The organism is Pseudomonas sp. JV414 (assembly GCF_032424305.1).
Classification (GTDB): domain Bacteria; phylum Pseudomonadota; class Gammaproteobacteria; order Pseudomonadales; family Pseudomonadaceae; genus Aquipseudomonas; species Aquipseudomonas lini.
Map to the genome: position 1 here is coordinate 601,139 of NZ_VYKC01000009.1, position 18,076 is coordinate 619,214.

Annotated in this window: 9 protein-coding genes; 1 reads left to right on the forward strand and 8 read right to left on the reverse strand. The window is 60.2% G+C overall.

Annotated elements, in window-relative coordinates:
- Window positions 1-92: 92 nt before the first annotated feature.
- The 8 genes from F6R97_RS13670 to F6R97_RS13705 form a co-directional block, all read right to left on the reverse strand.
- Window positions 93-1,013: a LysR family transcriptional regulator gene (locus tag F6R97_RS13670; protein WP_038978398.1), complete on the reverse strand. Its 921-nt coding sequence runs from the start codon at window positions 1,011-1,013 to the stop codon at window positions 93-95.
- 209 nt (window positions 1,014-1,222) lie between these two features.
- Window positions 1,223-2,089 carry an ABC transporter permease gene (locus F6R97_RS13675; protein ID WP_315866683.1) on the reverse strand — a complete coding sequence of 289 codons (867 nt, stop codon included), beginning with the start codon at window positions 2,087-2,089 and terminating at the stop codon, window positions 1,223-1,225.
- A gap of 18 nt (window positions 2,090-2,107) precedes the next feature.
- Window positions 2,108-2,968: an ABC transporter ATP-binding protein gene (locus F6R97_RS13680; protein WP_050682102.1), complete on the reverse strand. Its 861-nt coding sequence runs from the start codon at window positions 2,966-2,968 to the stop codon at window positions 2,108-2,110.
- A gap of 5 nt (window positions 2,969-2,973) precedes the next feature.
- Window positions 2,974-3,999 carry an ABC transporter substrate-binding protein gene (locus F6R97_RS13685; protein ID WP_315866684.1) on the reverse strand — a complete coding sequence of 342 codons (1,026 nt, stop codon included), beginning with the start codon at window positions 3,997-3,999 and terminating at the stop codon, window positions 2,974-2,976.
- Window positions 4,000-4,014: 15 nt separating this feature from the next.
- Window positions 4,015-4,926, reverse strand: coding sequence for a TauD/TfdA family dioxygenase (locus F6R97_RS13690; protein ID WP_315866685.1), 912 nt, complete (start codon window positions 4,924-4,926; stop codon window positions 4,015-4,017).
- Between the two features lie 300 nt (window positions 4,927-5,226).
- Window positions 5,227-6,594 carry an HlyD family type I secretion periplasmic adaptor subunit gene (locus F6R97_RS13695; RefSeq protein WP_050682104.1) on the reverse strand — a complete coding sequence of 456 codons (1,368 nt, stop codon included), beginning with the start codon at window positions 6,592-6,594 and terminating at the stop codon, window positions 5,227-5,229.
- A complete protein-coding gene (locus F6R97_RS13700) occupies window positions 6,584-8,740 on the reverse strand; it encodes a type I secretion system permease/ATPase (RefSeq protein ID WP_315866686.1) in 2,157 nt (718 codons plus the stop codon). The genes F6R97_RS13695 and F6R97_RS13700 overlap by 11 nt, the downstream gene beginning before the upstream one ends.
- 39 nt (window positions 8,741-8,779) lie before the next feature.
- Window positions 8,780-10,132 carry a TolC family outer membrane protein gene (locus F6R97_RS13705; protein ID WP_305447700.1) on the reverse strand — a complete coding sequence of 451 codons (1,353 nt, stop codon included), beginning with the start codon at window positions 10,130-10,132 and terminating at the stop codon, window positions 8,780-8,782.
- 357 nt (window positions 10,133-10,489) lie between these two features.
- Between F6R97_RS13705 and F6R97_RS13710 the strand changes: the two genes are divergently transcribed.
- Window positions 10,490-18,076, forward strand: a 7,587-nt coding sequence (locus F6R97_RS13710; RefSeq protein WP_315866687.1) for a retention module-containing protein, incomplete at its 3' end; no start/stop codon positions are given.

An 18,076-nucleotide genomic window follows, 5' to 3' on the forward strand; every position in this document is an offset into this window, starting at 1 on the left:
ATCAAAAGATCGCAGCCTTCGGCAGCTCCTACAAAAGCATGGCGAACACATATCCCCGGTAGGAGCTGCCGAAGGCTGCGATCTTTTGATCTTTAAACCGGTTGCGCGGCCAGCCAGGTCTCATCGCAACAGGCCTTGAGGGTTTCCCGCATCCAGCGATGAGCCGGGTCCTTGTCGAAACGCGGATGCCAGGCCTGGGTCAGCATCAGGGTCGGTAACGGAATCGGCAGGGTGAACGAGCGCAGTTTCAAGCCTAGGCGTCGCACGCTCAGCAATGCTTCCTTGGGCACCGGCAGAATCAGGTCGGAATCCGGCAAGGCGAACATCGCCGCATGGAAACTCGGCGCAATCACCGCCACCCGCCGCTCCAGGCCCAAGGCGTTGAGCGCCGTGTCGATCGGCCCGCGGGCGATCCCACGGCGCGACATGCTGATATGGGAAAAACCGGCGTACCGTTCGGCGGTGATCTCTTCGTCGAACAACGGGTGATCTTCACGCACCAGCCCGACAAAGTGAGTGGAAAACAGGTTCTGCACCTTCACTTCAGGCATCAACGGCCGGTTGTTGCTGACGCTTAAATCGATGCGTCCTTCGCGCAAGGCCTCGTCGTCCCCGTCACCCTCAGGGACAAAGCGCAATTCGCAATGCGGGGCCTGGCGTTCCATCGTGTCGAACAGCTTGCCGCCATAGACGCCAACAAAGAAATCATTGGCGCGAATGCTGAACCGCCGGCGCAAACTGCCCAAGTCGACGTCATCGGCGGAACGGAACAGCAAAGCGGCCTGCTCCACCAGGTCCCGCACTTGCTCGCGTAACTCCAGTGCCTTGGGCGTTGGCACCAGTCCACGGCCGGCGCGCACCAGAATTGGATCGCCAATGGCCTCGCGGATCCGCGTCAGCGTCCGGCTCATCGCCGCCGGGCTGAGATTCATCCGCCGCGCAGCGCCCACTACACTGCCCTCGTCGAGCAAGGCGTCGAGGGCAACTAACAGGTTCATGTCCGGGAGTTGCATGCTGAGCACTCGTGGCTGATCTGGATTGATTCAGACGCAATGCTAGCAAACATCTTTAGATGCGGTGGTGATAGGGCTGGCCCCTTCGCGAGCAAGCCCGCTCCCACAGTTGATCTTCAGTGGTTGCAGATTTTGTGTACGACAAAGAACCCATGTGGGAGCGGGCTTGCTCGCGAAGAGGTCAGCCCAGTCAATAGAGAACTCGAAGCCTAACGCTGCATCCCCCACCGCTTCACCGTCACCCGCTCCAACGTATCAAACACCAGATTCTCCACCAGCAACCCAATCAAGATCACCACTGCCAACCCGGCAAATACCTTGTCGGTGTACAGCTCATTACGATTCTGGAAGATGTACCAACCCAAACCGCCCTTGCCACTGGTAGCGCCAAACACCAATTCAGCAGCGATCAGCGTACGCCAGGCGAAGGCCCAACCGATTTTCAGCCCGGCAAGAATCGACGGCAACGCAGCGGGGATCAGGATGAACAACACGAAACGCATGCCCTTGAGGCCGTAATTGCGGCCGGCCATGCGCAGGGTTTCCGAGACACCCAGAAACCCGGCATAGGTGTTTAAGGCCAACGCCCAGAGCACTGAATGCACCAATACAAAAATCAGGCTGTTCTGCCCCAGCCCGAACCACAGCAGCGCCAGCGGCAATAGGGCAATGGCCGGCAGCGGGTTGAACATTGAGGTCAGCGTGCTCAGCAGATCACGACCGAACCGGGTCGATACCGCCAGCGTCGTCAGGACAAACGCCAGAACGATGCCGATCAGGTAACCCTTGAGCAAAACAACCAGCGAAATCCACACCTTGCTCAGCAGTTCGCCGCTGAGCAGACCCTCCTGCAGCGCGCTGGCGGTTTGCAAAAAGCTCGGCAGCAGCAGGTCGTTGTTCTGATATCGGGCGACGGCCTCCCAAAGCACCGCGAGCAACATCAGGATCAGGCTTTTGCGCAGCCAACCCTGCTGCCAGAGGCGCTGGCCGAGCGGCAATTCGCGCTCCAGCGGTACGCTGGTCAGGGGCTGCAAAACAGTTTCGTACTCTTTACGCGCAGATGATGAATGGCTCATGGGCAATCCTCCAAGGGCTCAATAAGCGATGCGAATGTCGGCGAAATCCAGCTCACGCTCGGTTTCCGGCGACTGACCTTCGTCGAACAACAGCCGATGAATCCGCCGCGCCGATTCCTGGAACGCCACGCCGCCCAAGCTGTGCAAGTCGTATTGATGGCTGTGGACTTCCGCCCGCACCCGACCCGGATGGGGCGACAGCAGCAAAATCCGGTTGCCCACCACCAACGCCTCTTCGATGGAGTGAGTGACAAACAGCAGCGTGAAACGCACCTCTTCCCAGAGCAGCAGCAACTCCTCCTGCATCTTGCGTCGGGTCAGCGCGTCGAGGGCAGCAAAGGGCTCGTCCATCAACAGGATCTTCGGCTGCATCGCCAAGGCGCGAGCAATGGCCACGCGAGCTTTCATGCCGCCAGACAAGGTATGCGGGTAGGCATCGGCAAACGCCGCCAGACCGACTTTGTCCAGATAGTGCAGCGCCCGCTCTTCAGCCTCTTTGCGCTTGAGGGTTTTGGAGGCGAGCAGCGGAAACATCACGTTCTGTTTGACGGTTTTCCACGGCGGCAGCTGATCGAACTCCTGGAATACCACGATCCGGTCTGGCCCTGGCGCATCGACTCGCTGGCCTTGCAGGCGTATCTCGCCCTCACAGGGGTGAATGAACCCTGCAACGGCTTTGAGCAACGTCGATTTGCCGCAGCCAGAAGGGCCGAGCAGCACAAAACGGTCTGCCGGATCGATCTCGAAACTGACCTGATGGGTCGCTCGAACCACACGCGCAGGCGTGCGGTATTCGAGGCTGACGTTATCGACCGACAGCAGCGCTTGAGCTGCAGCGATCGGTTTGCTGACCGTGTGGCCTTGCAAAGGGGCGTTCATGTCAGTCAGCTCCCTTGCAGCGGCTGGGTGTCCTGGAAGAAGTAATCCTTCCACGAGTCTGGTTTGTTTTTGATCGCACCGACGCGGTAAAGGAACTCGGCCAGCGGGTAGGTATTTTTCGGCGTGATGCTGAACTCGAACTGCGGGTTGTCGATGATTTTCAGCAACGCCGCGCGGTCGATTTTGGCCTTGGTGACACGGATGTAAGTGTCAGCCGCCGCACCTTTATCGTTCTGCGCAAACTCGGCCGCTTCAGTCAGCGCAGCGATGAAGGCTTTGTAGGTTTTCGGGTTCTCGTTGCGGAATTTCTCGGTGGCGAACAGTACGGTCGGCGAGTTCGGGCCAAGCAAGTCATAAGTGTTCAGCACCACATGCACGTTGGGGTTTTCCAGCGCCTGATCCTGGAACGGCGGGTTGGAGAAGTGTCCGCTCAACTCGGTGCCGCCAGCAATCAGTGCCGCGGTGGCATCCGGGTGCGGAACGGCGATGGTGTACTTGTCGAGGCGATTGAATTCCTTGTCGCCCCATTGCTTGGCCGCCGCGTATTGCAGGAAACGCGACTGCACAGAAACCCCGACCGCCGGCACCGCAATGCGGTCCTTCTCGGTGAAGTCGGCGATGGTTTTGACCTTGGGATTATTGCTCACCAGGTAGTAAGGGAAGTTGCCCAGGGAGGCCACGGCTTTGACATTCTGTTTGCCGTGAGTGCGGTCCCAAATGGTCAGCAGTGGACCGACGCCAGCTCCGGCAATGTCGATGGAACCGGAAAGCAACGCATCGTTGACCGCCGAACCACCGGAGAGCTGGGTCCAGTCGACCTTGATGTCGATGCCTTCCTGCTTGCCGTACTTCTCGATCAAATTCTGATCGCGCACCACGTTGAGCAGCAGATAAACGATGCCGAACTGTTCGGCGATACGAATTTCACCTTCGGCGTGAGCCACGGGCGGCGCTACCAGGCTGCCGGCGAGCAGGCTGAAACCCAGGCCTATGGCCGCAGCCAATGGTGCAAAGGGAAGACGTTTGGACATGGGAATTCTCCGAAATCAGAAAGGCGCGTCGCCCTGGATGGTGGTGCGATACAACTTGCGGCGCAGATGGCTGGGGCATCCGGCGGCGAGGTGAATCAGCGAACGGTTGTCCCAGAACACCAGGTCGTGGGCCTGCCATTGATGGCGGTAAATGTTTTGCGGCAGCACGCTGTGGGCGTAGAGCTCGTCGAGCAATTGTTTGCTCTCGTCTTCCGGCAAACCGACGATGCGGGTGGTGAAGCCCTCGCTGACGAACAACGCCTTGCGGCCGTTTTCCGGATGAGTGCGGACGATGGGGTGAACCACTTCGGCGACCTGAGCGAGCTGCTCCGGCGTCAGGGTCGGGCGCCAGTTGCCCTCGAATTTTGTCTCGCTGTAGCGCGCTGTGTAGGAATGCGCGGCCGAGCGGCCTTCGACGGCTTTACGCAGCGCCTCGGGCAGGCTGTCCCAGGCTTTGTGCAGGTCGGCGAACAGCGTGTCGCCGCCTTCGGACGGCAGCTCTTGGGCATGCAGCATCGAGCCCAGGCTTGGCAGTTCTTTATAGGACAGGTCCGAATGCCAGAACTTGCCGGCGTCACCGAGGCCGATGGATTGGCCGTTTTCGATGATGTTGGAAACGATGAGGATTTCTGGATGCCCGGCCAGAAGGAACTGTTTGAGCACGTGGATTTGCAACACGCCGAAACGGCGGCTGAAGGCGATCTGCTGTTCGGGGGTAATGCGCTGGTCGCGGAACACCACCACGTGATGATCCAGGTGCGCGCGATGGATGCGGGCGAAGTCCTGGTCATTGATCGGGCGGGACAGGTCCAGGCCAATGATTTCGGCACCGACAGCGCCGCTGAACGGGCGGACATCGAAGATTTGCGACGCGATGGTGGCGACGCTTGTTGATGCAGGGTTTGGAGAAAAAGAGACGGCTGACATAAAAATCACTCCCACGCACGGCACGCTCAAGGGCGCGCGTCGATCAGAAACTCACGGAGGTTCCGTGTTGGTTCGTGTCGTGCGGCGCGCCGATTGGTCGGCAGGTACGCAGGGAAGTGACTTTATAGGTATAAGAATTGAAATTTAAATACCGTTAGCGAATAACGATATGGCTTTTGATTTTTATCGCTCTTGAGGCCGCCATCGCGGGCAAGCCCGCTCCCACAGGGTTCTGTGGCGATCACAAAACCCTGTGGGAGCGGGCTTGCCCGCGATGAGGCCATCAGCCCCGAGCGAAGACTACCGCTCGTGCAGCGCCTCAGCCCGCGCCCGAATAATCGGCTTGAGCAAATAACTGAGCACGGTCTTCTTGCCGGTAATGATATCCACCGACGCCACCATCCCCGGGATAATCAGCAACGGTTTTTCATCCGTCCCTAGGTGGCTGCGCTCGGTGCGCAGCTTGATGATGTAGTACGTGGTCTTCTTGTCTTCATCGGTGATGGTGTCGGCGCCGATCTGCTCGAGCTTGGCCTTCAGCCCACCGTAAATGGTGTAGTCGTAAGCCGTGAACTTCACCGTGGCGTCCTGTCCCGGATGCAGGAAGGCGATGTCTTGCGGACGAATCTTGGCTTCTACCAACAAGGTGTCATCCAGCGGCACGATCTCCACCAGATCGCTGCCAGGCTGGATCACGCCGCCGATGGTGTTCACCAGCAACTTGTTGACGATGCCGCGCACCGGCGATGTCACCAGCGTCCGGCTGACCCGGTCTTCCAGGGCCTTGCCAGTGGCCTGGGCCTTGTTCAGATCGGTGCGTGCTTCGTTGAGTTGGGTCAGGGCTTCGCTGCGGAATTTGCCGCGAGTCTCGTCGATCTTGCGCTGCACTTCCTTGATCGCCGATTCGGCGCGAGGAATCGCCAAGGTAGTAGCGTCCAGTTGCCCGCGGGTTTCGACCTCGGCACGCTTGAGTCGCAAAACCTCCACCGGTGACACCGCGCCCTGAGCCACCAACGGCTCGGACATGTTGATTTCCTGACGTTGCAGCGACAACGCGTTGCGATACTGAGACTGTTTGGAGGTGAACTCGCGCAGCTCTTGTTGACGCTGGATCAACTGCTCCTTCAAGCCACCGATTTCATCGTGCAATTGCTGACGACGACTGGTGTACAGCGACTCTTCACTGGCTGCCTGAATGGGAACAGCCTTGAGCACATCGGCGGGGAAGTTCAGCGGACGGTCATCAACCTCGGCGCTCAAGCGCTCCACACGCAGCAACATCGACAGCCGATCGGCCTCGGTCTCACCGACGTTGGAGGCAAACCGCGTGTCGTCCAGACGAATCAGCGGCGCGCCGGCCTCGACGATCTGCCCTTCGGTGACGAACAACTCGGAGACGATGCCGCCCTCAAGGTTCTGGATTTTCTGGATCTTCGACGATGGAATCGCCTTGCCGTCGCCCTTGGTGACTTCATCGATCACCGCGAAGTTGGCCCAGAGCATCAGGAACACGAAGAAGCCGATGATCGCCCAGATCGTCAATCGCACCACGCGCGGGGCGTCTTCGATCAGCGCTTTGTTGACCTCGGGAAGCGGCTGACCTTGCAGTGACGCGGAGCCTTTGAAGTAGCGGCGGATGGAATCTTTGACCCCGGACTTAAGCAACACTGATCTGCCCCTTCTTCAACGCTTCCATCACGGCGGCTTTCGGGCCATCGGCGAGTATCTGCCCACGGTCGATCACCAGCAGACGATCCACCAGCGACAACAGCGAAGCCCGGTGCGTTACCAGCACCACGGTTTTGTTTTCAACCACCGCAGCGAGGCGTTGCTTGAGGCGCTCTTCGCCGGTGTTGTCCATGGCGCTGGTCGGTTCATCCAGCAACAGGATTGGCGGGTTGAGCAGTAGCGCTCGGGCCAGGGCGACGTTCTGACGCTGACCACCGGACAGGTTCTGCCCACGTTCACCGACTTGCAGCTCATAACCTTGCGGGTGCAGACGGGCGAACTCGTGAACGCCGGCCAGTTCCGCGGCTTGCAGCACCAGTTCGTCTTCGACATAGCGCGCGCCCGAGACCAAGTTGTCGCGCAAGGTGCCGGCGAGCAATTGGATGTCCTGGGGCACGTAGCCGATGTTGTGGCGCAATTCGCTGACGTCGATCTGACGGATATCCACACCATCCACCAGCAACGCGCCGTCGTCCGGTTGATAGAGGCCCACCAGCAGTTTGGCCAGGGAGCTTTTGCCCGAGCCGCTGCGGCCAATGATGCCGATCTTCTCGCCGGGCTTGATGATCAGGTTGATGTTCTTCAGCGCGGGGTTCTGCTGATCCGGGTAAGTGAAGCTCAGCTGACGGCATTCAATGGCGCCTTGCAGCACTTTGCGGCTCAGCGGACGCTCGTCGAAATTGCGCTCCTGCGGCAGCTCCATCATCTGATCGACCGAGGCCATGGTCACACGGGCCTGCTGGTAACGAGTCAGCAGACCGGACAACGAGGCCAACGGGCTGAGGGCACGACCGCTGAGCATGTAGCACGCGATCAAGCCGCCCATGCTCAGGTGGCCGTCGATGATCTGGTACACGCCGAAGACGATCATGATCACCCCGGCCAGTTGCTGAATCAGCAAGGTGATGTTCATCGCCAGACCGGACAGCATTTTCACCCGCAACTCGAGGCGACTGAGGGTGCCGATGGTCTGTTCCCACTGATACTGGCGTTCGCTTTCGGCGTTATTGACCTTCACCGCATCGAGACCGGCGAGGGTTTCGATCAGGCTCGACTGGCGCTCGGCGCCCAGGGCCATGGTTCGTTCCATGGTCGCCACCAGCGGCTTCTGCAAGGCATAACCGATCAGCAAGGCAATCGGGAACGCCAGCACCGGAATCCACACCAGATGCCCGCCCAGGATTGCGATGACCATGAAGATCAGCAGCGTAAACGGAAGGTCGATCAGACTGGTAAGAGTCAGCGACGCGAGAAAGTCCCGCAGGCTCTGAAACTCATGGATGTTCTGGGCGAAGCTGCCGACCCGCGCCGGGCGGTACTTCATGGCCATGCCGACGATGCGCTCGAACAGCGTCGCGGAGATGATCAAGTCGGTTTTCTTGCCGGCCAGGTCCAGGCACAGGCTACGCAGGCTCTTGAGGATCAGATCGAACAGATAAGCGCCCGTGATGCCGATGGCCAGGACCCACAGGGTCGATTCGGCCTGATTCGGCACCACGCGGTCGTAGACATTCATCACGAACAGCGGCGCGGCCATGGCAATGATGTTGATCAGAAAACTGGCAGCGATGGCGTCGACGTACAGCCAGCGCGAACGCTTGAGGGTGTCGCGAAACCACGAACGCGCGCGCGGGATCAGCGTGCCGTGGTTGACGTCGAATTTGTGTTGGGGTTGGGCGAAGAAGACTTTGCCGCTGTAATCGTCGGCCAGCAGTTCACGGCTGACGCAGACTTCACCACCATCGCTTTCGCTAAGCAGCAGGCGGGCCTGGTCTTCACCGTGCCAGCCGAGCAGCACCGCGCTGCGGCCTTCCTTGAGCAGCAACAGCGCCGGCATGGCAATCGCCGGAATCTGCTCCAGTTTACGTTGCAGCACCCGCCCTTGCAGCCCGGCGCGAGCGGCCGCACGGGGCAGCAGTTCGACGCTGAGGCGTTGTTTGGGTAACGGCAGGCCGGTGGTCAGCATCGCGGCGCTGGCCGGTTTCTGGTGCAAAGTGCAAAGGGCTAACAGGCCGTCCAGTAACGGATCGTCATGCAGCGCGCGCGGATCATGAATGAGTTGAACTCGACTGACTTCTGATTCCACGCTCGACACTCTTGGCTAACGATTGAAATGGGGCAGGACTCAATTCATCCCGGGCAGCTGAACCTTGGGCTTCACATCGTTTTGCACGACGGATGCCAACGGTGCAACCACGCCCTGACTTTTGAGCAATTCGCCCATGGTCGCCTTGATTCGGTACTGAGTAAATAACTGAATGTTTTTGATCTCGGCCAGCCGACGGGAAGCGCTGAACAGCTCGTTTTCACTGTCGAGCAGGTCGAGCAGCGTCCGCTCGCCGAGGCTGAACTGCTTCTGATACGCGCTGCGCACACTGGCGCTGCGATCGACATATTGCTGGGCGATCGGCACTTGGGCGTTGGCGTTGTTCAGGGCATTCCAGGCCAGGCCCAATTCTTCATTCAATACGCGCAGGGCGTTGTTGCGAATATCCAGTGCCTGGTTCGACAAGTAGGACTTGGATTCCAGATCAGCCTTGTTGCTGCCACCGGCGAACAAATTGAAGCGCATGCGCAGCATGGCCTGCCATTCATTGCTGTGACCGTTCTGGCCATCGAGATCGTTGTCGGCGCTGCGACCCAGTTCGGCATCGAAGCGCGGGTAGAAGCTCGACTTGGCGGCTTCGTACTGCTTCTCGGCGGCGGCGATATCGGATTCGGCGGAGCGCAGGATCGGGCTGTTTTCCAGCATCTGCGCCCGGGCTTCATTCAGGTTGGCCGGCAACAGCGCCATGAAATCGGCAGGCCGCTCCAGTTGATCGGGCATCTGGCCGACGGCGCTGAGGTAGTTGGTTTCGGCATCAGCCAGGTTGGTCTGTTCAGTAATCAGGTTGTTGCGGGCCTGGGCCATACGCGCGTCAGCCTGATCCAGGTCGGCGCCGCTACCCACGCCGCGCTGGGTGCGCAACTTGATCTGGTCAAGGATCCGTTCGTGGTTCTTCAGATTGTCTTCGGCCAGGCGCACGAATTCGCGGCGGGTCAATACATCGAGATAGACCTGAGCGACGGTCAGTCCGGTACGTTCCGAGGTGCCCAGCAAGGAATAAGCGCGAGAATTAACGGTGGCTTGTTGACGCCCCACTTCGCTGGACGTCGCAAAACCGTCAAAAACCATCTGTGACAGACGTAAACTTGACTCGCTGCGGTTCAGCGTTTCCCAGTGGTTGTTGTTACCGGCGGCACGTGTGGTGACGCTGTCGGTGCCTTCACGACCATAACCGCCCAGCAGATCGACCCTCGGCAGGTATCCACCTTTAGCGGCCTTTAACTGATAATCCGCGGCCAATCGGCTGTTAACCCCTGCCTGGATTTCCGGATGGACATCCAGCGCCTGCTGCATGGCCTGCGGGAGGCTTTGCGCCTGAACAAAGCTGGCGGCAAGGGCGAAGGGTAGAACCTTGAACAGGTGCAAACGCATAGTTGGAGTTTCCCGGGACTTCTTGTCTTGAATCACTGCAGAACGTGGCGCTGCATCGGATGATGGCAACCGTAATGACCGTATGTCGGAAAGTTCAAAACCGGAACTGGATCACACGCTGTAGGACAGGTCGCCGCTTAAATATCAATGTGACATTACTTGGACGATTGTTTAGGATGGCTCCCATAAGGTCAATAGTTTGGCATAAAGTTAATTTCGAAAAAATATAGCCAAATTATTGACGATAACGCGTCAAAGTTATGCATCGAATATTTTGAAAGCACGTCCAGCCCCGATTGGCGAACACGCTGACCGGTTCATGGAAGTCAACTGAACGTGACACCCGGAGAGTCTTCAATGAGCAGTGTTGTTGCCATCGTCAAAAGCATTGTGGGTCAGGTTTTCGCGGTGTCGCCAGAAGGCATCCGCCGCGTACTCGTTGAAGGCGACCGGTTGTTGGTCGGCGATCAGGTAGACACCGGTGCCGCTGGTGCCATTACGCTCGAACTGGCTGATGGCCGCATCCTGGACCTGGGCCGCGACACTCAGTGGAGCGGCAGCGATCCAGATTCCAGCACTGACCTTGCGCAAGCCACTGCACAAGCCGCGCCATCGGTTGACGAATTGCAACAAGCCATCGCCGCCGGCGTCGACCCGACCACCGCTCTTGAAGCTACCGCGGCCGGCCCTACGGCTGCGAGTTCGGGCGGCGCTGCCGGTGGCGGCCACAGCTTCGTGGCCCTGGAGGCAACCGCTGCTCGGGTCGACCCGACCATTGGCTTCCCGACTGAGGGTCTCGCCACTGCCGCGTTGGCAACACAAGACACCACCGGCGGCCAGACTGCTGACACCAGTACCAATGCCCTGCGCGAGTCGACCCTGAGCCTGAGCGCCACGCCGACCATCACCGAGGCCGGTGGCGTGCTGGTTTACACCGCGACCCTGACCCAGGCGCCGCTGACCGACCTGACCATCACCCTATCCAATGGCTCGGTGATCGTGATCGCAGCCGGCCAAACCACCGGCACCGTCAACGTTCCGCTGGCGCCGAACGATACTGTTTATAACGATCCGACCCAGATCACCGTGACCGTCACCGGCACCACGGGCGGCAGCGGTATCGTGGTTACCCCGCCGACTGTTCCGGCCGTGACTCAGGTCACCGACACCGTCGACACCACCACTGTCACACTGTCAGCGGGCTCGACCGTCACTGAAGGTGGCCAGATCACCTACACCGCGACATTGACCAACCCGGCGCAGACGCCGGTCACCGTGACTCTGTCCAACGGTTCGACCATCACTATTGCCGCAGGCAACACCACCGGCAGCGTCAACGTTTCGACGCCGGCCAATGACGTCTACAACAACGGCAGTACCGTCAGCACCACGATTACCGGCGCGACTGGTGGCAACTTCGAAAACCTGGTGCCGAATCCAACACCGGCTGTCACCACCATTACCGACTCCGCCGACACCACCACCGTCACGCTGACGGCCGGCTCGACCGTCACCGAAGGCGGTCAGATCACTTACACCGCGACCCTGACCAACCCGGCGCAGACGCCGGTCACCGTGACTCTGTCCAACGGTTCGACCATCACCATCGCCGCTGGCAACACCACCGGCAGCGTGAACGTTCCGACGCCGGCCAATGACGTCTACAACAATGGCAGTACCGTCAGCACCACGATTACCGGGACTACCGGCGGCAACTTCGAGAATCTGGTGCCGAACCCGACTCCGGCGGTCACCACTATTACCGATTCGGTCGACGATACCGGCCTGAGCCTGACCGCCACTGGCAGCGTCACTGAAGGTGGCCAGATCACCTACACCGCGACGCTGACCAACCCGGCGCAGACGCCGGTCACCGTCACCCTGTCCAACGGTTCGACCATCACCATCGCCGCTGGCAACACCACAGGCAGCGTGGACGTTCCGACGTCGGCCAATGACGTCTACAACAATGGCAGCACCGTCAGCACCACGATCACTGGCGCTAGCGGCGGCAACTTCGAGAACCTCGTACCGAGCACCACGCCGGCAGTCACCACCATCACCGACTCGCTCGACAACACCGGCCTGAGCCTCAGCGCCACCGGCACCGTCGTCGAAGGCGGCCAGATCACCTACACCGCCACCCTGACCAACCCGGCCGGCACGCCGATGACCGTGACCTTGAGCAACGGCTCGGTCATTACCATCGAAGCGGGCAAGACCACCGGCAGCGTGACGGTCGATACCGCGGCCAACGACGTCTACAACAATGGCAGCACCGTCAGCACTACGATCACCGGCACCACCGGCGGCAATTTCGAGCAACTGACCCCGAGCACCGAACCGGCACTCACCACCATTACCGATTCGAAAGACGACACCGGCCTGAGCCTGTCGGCATCCACCGAAGTGGCCGAAGGTGGTCAGATTCTGTACACCGCAACCCTGACCAATCCGGCCGGTACGCCGGTCAGCGTGACCTTGAGCAACGGCGCGGTGATCACCATCGCCGCCGGCGCGACCACCGGCAGCGTGAGCGTCGATGCGCCTGCCGATGATGTTTATAAAGATGCCGCCAAGGTTGAAGTGACCATCACGGATGCCGCCGGTGGCAACTTTGAAAACCTGGTGACTGACCCGGCGGCAGCGGTCACTGACGTGACTGACACCCTCGACACCAGCACCGTTTCGCTGACGGCAACCGCGGACGTTGTCGAGGGCGGCACCGTGGTTTACACGGCTTCCGTTACCGCGCCAGTCACCGGTTCGCCGGTGCTTGTGACCCTGTCGAATGGCCAGACCATCACCATTCCGGTCGGTTCGAACAGCGGCTCTGTCAACTTCGTTGCGCCAAATGATGCACTGGCCGGTGGCAGCTCGCTGAGCGTCAAGATCGACGACGCGAAGGGTGGTAATTACGAGAAGCTGGAAGTTGACGGCAAATCAGCCGACACCTCGGTGACTGATACCCAGGACACCACCAACCTGTCGCTGACCGCCAGCGGTTCAGTGGATGAAGGTGGCCAGATCACCTACACCGCGACCCTGACCAATGCCGCCGGCACTCCGGTCACCGTGACCTTGTCGAACGGCGCCGTGATCACCATCGAAGCGGGCAAAACCACTGGCTCCGTGACCGTCGATGCTCCGAAGGACGATGTCTATAAAGACAACGGCACCGTTGAAGCGACGATCAAAGACGCGACCGGCGGCAATTTCGAGAACTTGGTCGCCAGCGATACACCGGCGGTGACCACCGTCAACGACACCATCGACACCAGCACCGTTTCGCTGAGTGCCACTTCGAACGTCACCGAAGGCGGGACTGTGGTTTACACCGCGTCCGTGACGTCGCCAGTGACCGGCTCACCGGTGATTGTGACCCTTTCGAATGGCCAGACCATTACCATTCCGGTTGGCTCGAGCAGCGGTTCTGTAAACTTCGTTGCTCCAAATGATGCACTGGCCGGTGGCGGCTCGCTGAGCGTCAAGATCGACGACGCTAAAGGTGGTAACTACGAGAAGCTGGAAGTCGATGGCAAGTCGGCGGATACCTCGGTTACCGACACTCCAGACACCACAACCCTCAGCCTGAGCGCTACTGATTCGGTCGCTGAAGGTGGCTCCATTGTTTACACCGCGACTCTGACCAACACCGCCGGCACTCCGGTCACCGTCACGTTGAGCAATGGCGCCGTGATCACCATTGCCGCCGGTGCAACCACCGGTTCCGTGACCGTTGATGCGCCGAAAGACGACGTCTATAAAGATGCCGGCCAGGTCGAAGTAACCATCAAGGATGCCGCAGGCGGCAACTTCGAAAACCTGGCGACCAATCCAGCGGCTGCGGTCACTGACGTCACCGATACCGTCGACACTTCGACCGTGAATCTGACGGCGACTTCAAGTGTGGCTGAAGGCGGCACCGTGGTTTACACCGCGTCCGTCAGCGCACCGGTCACCGGTTCGTCGGTGGTTGTGACTTTGTCGAATGGCCAGACCATTACCATCCCGGTCGGCTCGAGCAGCGGTTCTGTCAACTTCGTTGCGCCAAATGATGCACTGGCCGGTGGCGGCTCGCTTAGCGTCAAGATCGACGATGCCAAGGGTGGTAACTACGAGAAACTGGAAGTTGATGGCAAGTCGGCAGACACCTTGATCACCGATACCGCTGACACCACCAACCTGTCGCTGACCGCGACCGACACCGTGGATGAAGGCGGACAGATCACCTATACGGCAACCTTGACCAATGCGGCCGGCACACCAGTGACCGTGACGCTGTCGAACGGCGCCGTGATCACCATCGAAGCAGGTAAAACCACCGGTTCCGTGACCGTCGATGCGCCGAAAGACGACGTCTACAAAGACGCCGGCACCGTCGAAGCAACCATCCAAGATGCGACCGGCGGTAATTTTGAGAACCTGGTCGCCAGTGATACACCGGCGGTGACCACCGTCAACGACACCATCGACACCAGCACCGTTTCGCTGAGTGCCACTTCGAGCGTCGCCGAAGGCGGCACCGTGGTCTACACCGCAACGGTCAGCGCCCCCGTCACCGGTGCGTCAGTGGTCGTCACCCTGTCCAACGGCCAGAGCATCACCATCCCGGTCGGCGAAACCACCGGCAGCGTGAACTTTGTCGCGCCAAACAGCCCCCTGGCGGGCGGCAGCTCCCTGAGCGTCAAGATTGACGGCGCAACGGGCGGTAATTACGAGAAGCTGGAAGTCGACGGCAAATCGGCGGACACCTCGGTGACTGATATCGCGGACACCACCACCCTCAGCCTGAGTGCTACTGATTCGGTCGCTGAAGGCGGTTCCATCGTCTACACCGCGAGCTTGACCAACGTCGCGGGCACGCCGGTCACCGTGACCTTGTCGAACGGAGCGGTGATCACCATCGCCGCTGGCGCGACTACAGGCAGTGTGACTGTCGACGCACCGAAGGATGACGTCTACAAAGACGCCGGCACCGTCGAAGTAACCATCAAAGACGCGACCGGCGGCAACTTCGAAAATCTGGCGACCAATCCGGCGCCAGCGGTCACCGATGTGACCGATACCCTCGATACCTCGACCGTGAATCTGACCGCGACGTCCACCGTCGCCGAAGGCGGCACCGTGGTTTACACGGCGTCCGTCAGCGCACCGGTCACCGGTTCGCCAGTGGTCGTGACCCTGTCGAACGGCCAGACCATTACCATCCCGGTCGGCTCGAGCAGCGGTTCTGTCAACTTCGTTGCGCCAAACGATGCCATCGCTGGCGGCGGCTCGCTGAGCGTCAAGATTGACGATGCCAAGGGCGGTAACTACGAGAAACTGGAAGTTGATGGCAAGTCGGCAGACACCTCGATCACCGATACCGCTGACACCACCAACCTGTCGCTGACCGCGACCGGCGCTGTGGATGAAGGCGGACAGATCACCTATACGGCAACCCTGACCAATGCGGCCGGCACACCAGTGACCGTGACGCTGTCGAACGGCGCCGTGATCACCATCGAAGCGGGCAAAACCACTGGTTCCGTGACCGTCGATGCACCGAAGGACGATGTCTACAAAGACGCTGGCACCGTTGAAGCAACGATCAAAGATGCAACCGGTGGCAACTTCGAAAACCTGGTGGCTAGCGACACTCCGGCAGTCACCACCGTCAACGACACCATCGATACCAGCACCGTTTCGCTGAGTGCCACCGCGAATATCGCCGAGGGCGGCACCGTGGTTTACACCGCGTCCGTGTCGGCACCGGTCACCGGTTCGCCGGTGGTTGTGACCCTGTCCAATGGCCAGACCATCACCATTCCGGTCGGCTCGAGCAGCAGTTCTGTAAACTTCGTTGCACCAAATGATGCACTGGCCGGTGGCGGCTCGCTGAGCGTCAAGATCGACGATGCTAAAGGTGGTAACTACGAGAAGCTGGAAGTCGACGGCAAGTCGGCGGACACCTCGGTCACCGATACTGCGGACACCACCACCCTCAGCCTGAACGCTACTGGTTCGGTCGCCGAAGGTGGTTCCATCGTTTACACCGCGACCTTGACCAATGCCGCAGGGACTCCGGTCACTGTCACGTTGAGCAACGGTGCGATCATCACTATCGCCGCCGGCGCCACCGCTGGTTCCGTGACTGTCGACGCGCCGAAAGACGACGTCTACAAAGACGCCGGCACCGTCGAAGTGACCATCAAGGATGCCGCAGGCGGTAACTTTGAAAACCTGGCGACCAATCCGGCGGCAGCGGTTACCGACGTGACCGATACCATCGACACCTCGACCGTCAATCTCACCGCGACCAGCACTGTGGCCGAAGGCGGCACCGTGGTTTACACCGCGTCCGTGTCAGCGCCGGTCACCGGTGCGCCGGTGGTTGTCACCCTGTCCAACGGCCAGACCATCACCATCCCGGTCGGCTCGAGTAGCGCCAGCGTCAACTTCACCGCACCAAACGATGCATTGGCTGGTGGCGGTTCTCTGAGCGTCAAAATTGACGGCGCTACAGGCGGCAACTACGAGAAGCTGGAAATCGACGGCAAGTCGGCCGACACCTCGGTCACTGACACTGCGGATACCACCAACCTGTCGCTGACCGCGACCGGCACCGTGGATGAAGGCGGCCAGATCACCTACACGGCAACCCTGACCACCGCCGCTGGCACACCAGTGACCGTCACGCTGAGCAACGGCGCCGTGATCACCATCGAAGCGGGCAAAACCACCGGCTCCGTGACCGTCGACGCGCCGAAGGATGACGTCTACAAAGACGCCGGCACTGTCGAAGCAACCATCAAAGACGCCACCGGTGGCAATTTCGAGAATCTGGTCACCAGCGATACATCGGCGGTGACCACCGTCAACGACACCATCGACACCAGCACCGTTTCGTTGAGTGCCACTTCGAGCGTCGCCGAAGGCGGCACCGTGGTTTACACCGCGTCCGTAACCTCACCGGTCACCGGTTCGCCGGTGGTTGTGACCTTGTCCAATGGCCAGACCATCACCATTCCAGTCGGCTCAAGCAGCGGTTCCGTCAACTTCGTTGCGCCAAATGATGCACTGACCGGTGGCGGTTCGCTAAGCGTCAAGATCGACGATGCCAAAGGTGGTAACTACGAAAAACTGGAAGTCGACGGCAAGTCGGCAGACACCTCGATCACCGATGCTGCGGACACCACCACCCTCAGCCTGACCGCTACTGACTCGGTCGCTGAAGGCGGTTCCATCGTCTACACCGCGACCCTGACCAACACAGCCGGGACTCCGGTCACCGTCACGCTGAGCAACGGCGCGATCATCACCATCGCCGCCGGCGCCACCGCTGGTTCCGTGACTGTCGACGCACCGAAGGACGACGTTTACAAAGACGCCGGCCAGGTCGAAGTGACCATCAAGGATGCTGCGGGCGGCAACTTCGAAAACCTGGCCACCAGCCCGGCGGCAGCGGTCACCGAGGTGACCGATACTCTCGACATCTCGACCGTGAACCTCACCGCGACCAGCACTGTGGCCGAAGGCGGGACCGTGGTTTACACGGCATCCGTATCGGCTCCAGTCACCGGTTCGCCGGTGGTTGTCACCCTGTCCAACGGCCAAATCATCACCATTCCGGTCGGGTCGAGCAGCGCCAGCGTGAACTTCACCGCGCCGAACGATGCACTGACCGGTGGCGGTTCACTGAGCGTCAAGATCGACGATGCCAAGGGCGGCAACTACGAGAAACTGGAAGTCGACAGCAAGTCGGCAGACACCTCGGTGACTGATACCCAGGACACCACCAACCTGTCGCTGACCGCGACCGGCGTCGTGGATGAAGGCGGCCAGATCACCTACACCGCAACCCTGACCAATGCAGCCGGTACACCGGTGACCGTGACGCTCAGCAATGGCGCCGTGATCACCATTGAAGCGGGCAAAATCACCGGTTCCGTGACCGTCGAT

Bases quoted from the DNA above. Each gene is read 5' to 3' on its own strand.
- F6R97_RS13670 (WP_038978398.1), bottom strand. From the start codon at position 1,013: ATGCAACTCCCGGACATGAACCTGTTAGTTGCCCTCGACGCCTTGCTC.
- F6R97_RS13675 (WP_315866683.1), bottom strand. From the start codon at position 2,089: ATGAGCCATTCATCATCTGCGCGTAAAGAGTACGAAACTGTTTTGCAG.
- F6R97_RS13685 (WP_315866684.1), bottom strand. From the start codon at position 3,999: ATGTCCAAACGTCTTCCCTTTGCACCATTGGCTGCGGCCATAGGCCTG.
- F6R97_RS13690 (WP_315866685.1), bottom strand. From the start codon at position 4,926: ATGTCAGCCGTCTCTTTTTCTCCAAACCCTGCATCAACAAGCGTCGCC.
- F6R97_RS13705 (WP_305447700.1), bottom strand. From the start codon at position 10,132: ATGCGTTTGCACCTGTTCAAGGTTCTACCCTTCGCCCTTGCCGCCAGC.
- F6R97_RS13680 (WP_050682102.1), bottom strand. From the start codon at position 2,968: ATGAACGCCCCTTTGCAAGGCCACACGGTCAGCAAACCGATCGCTGCA.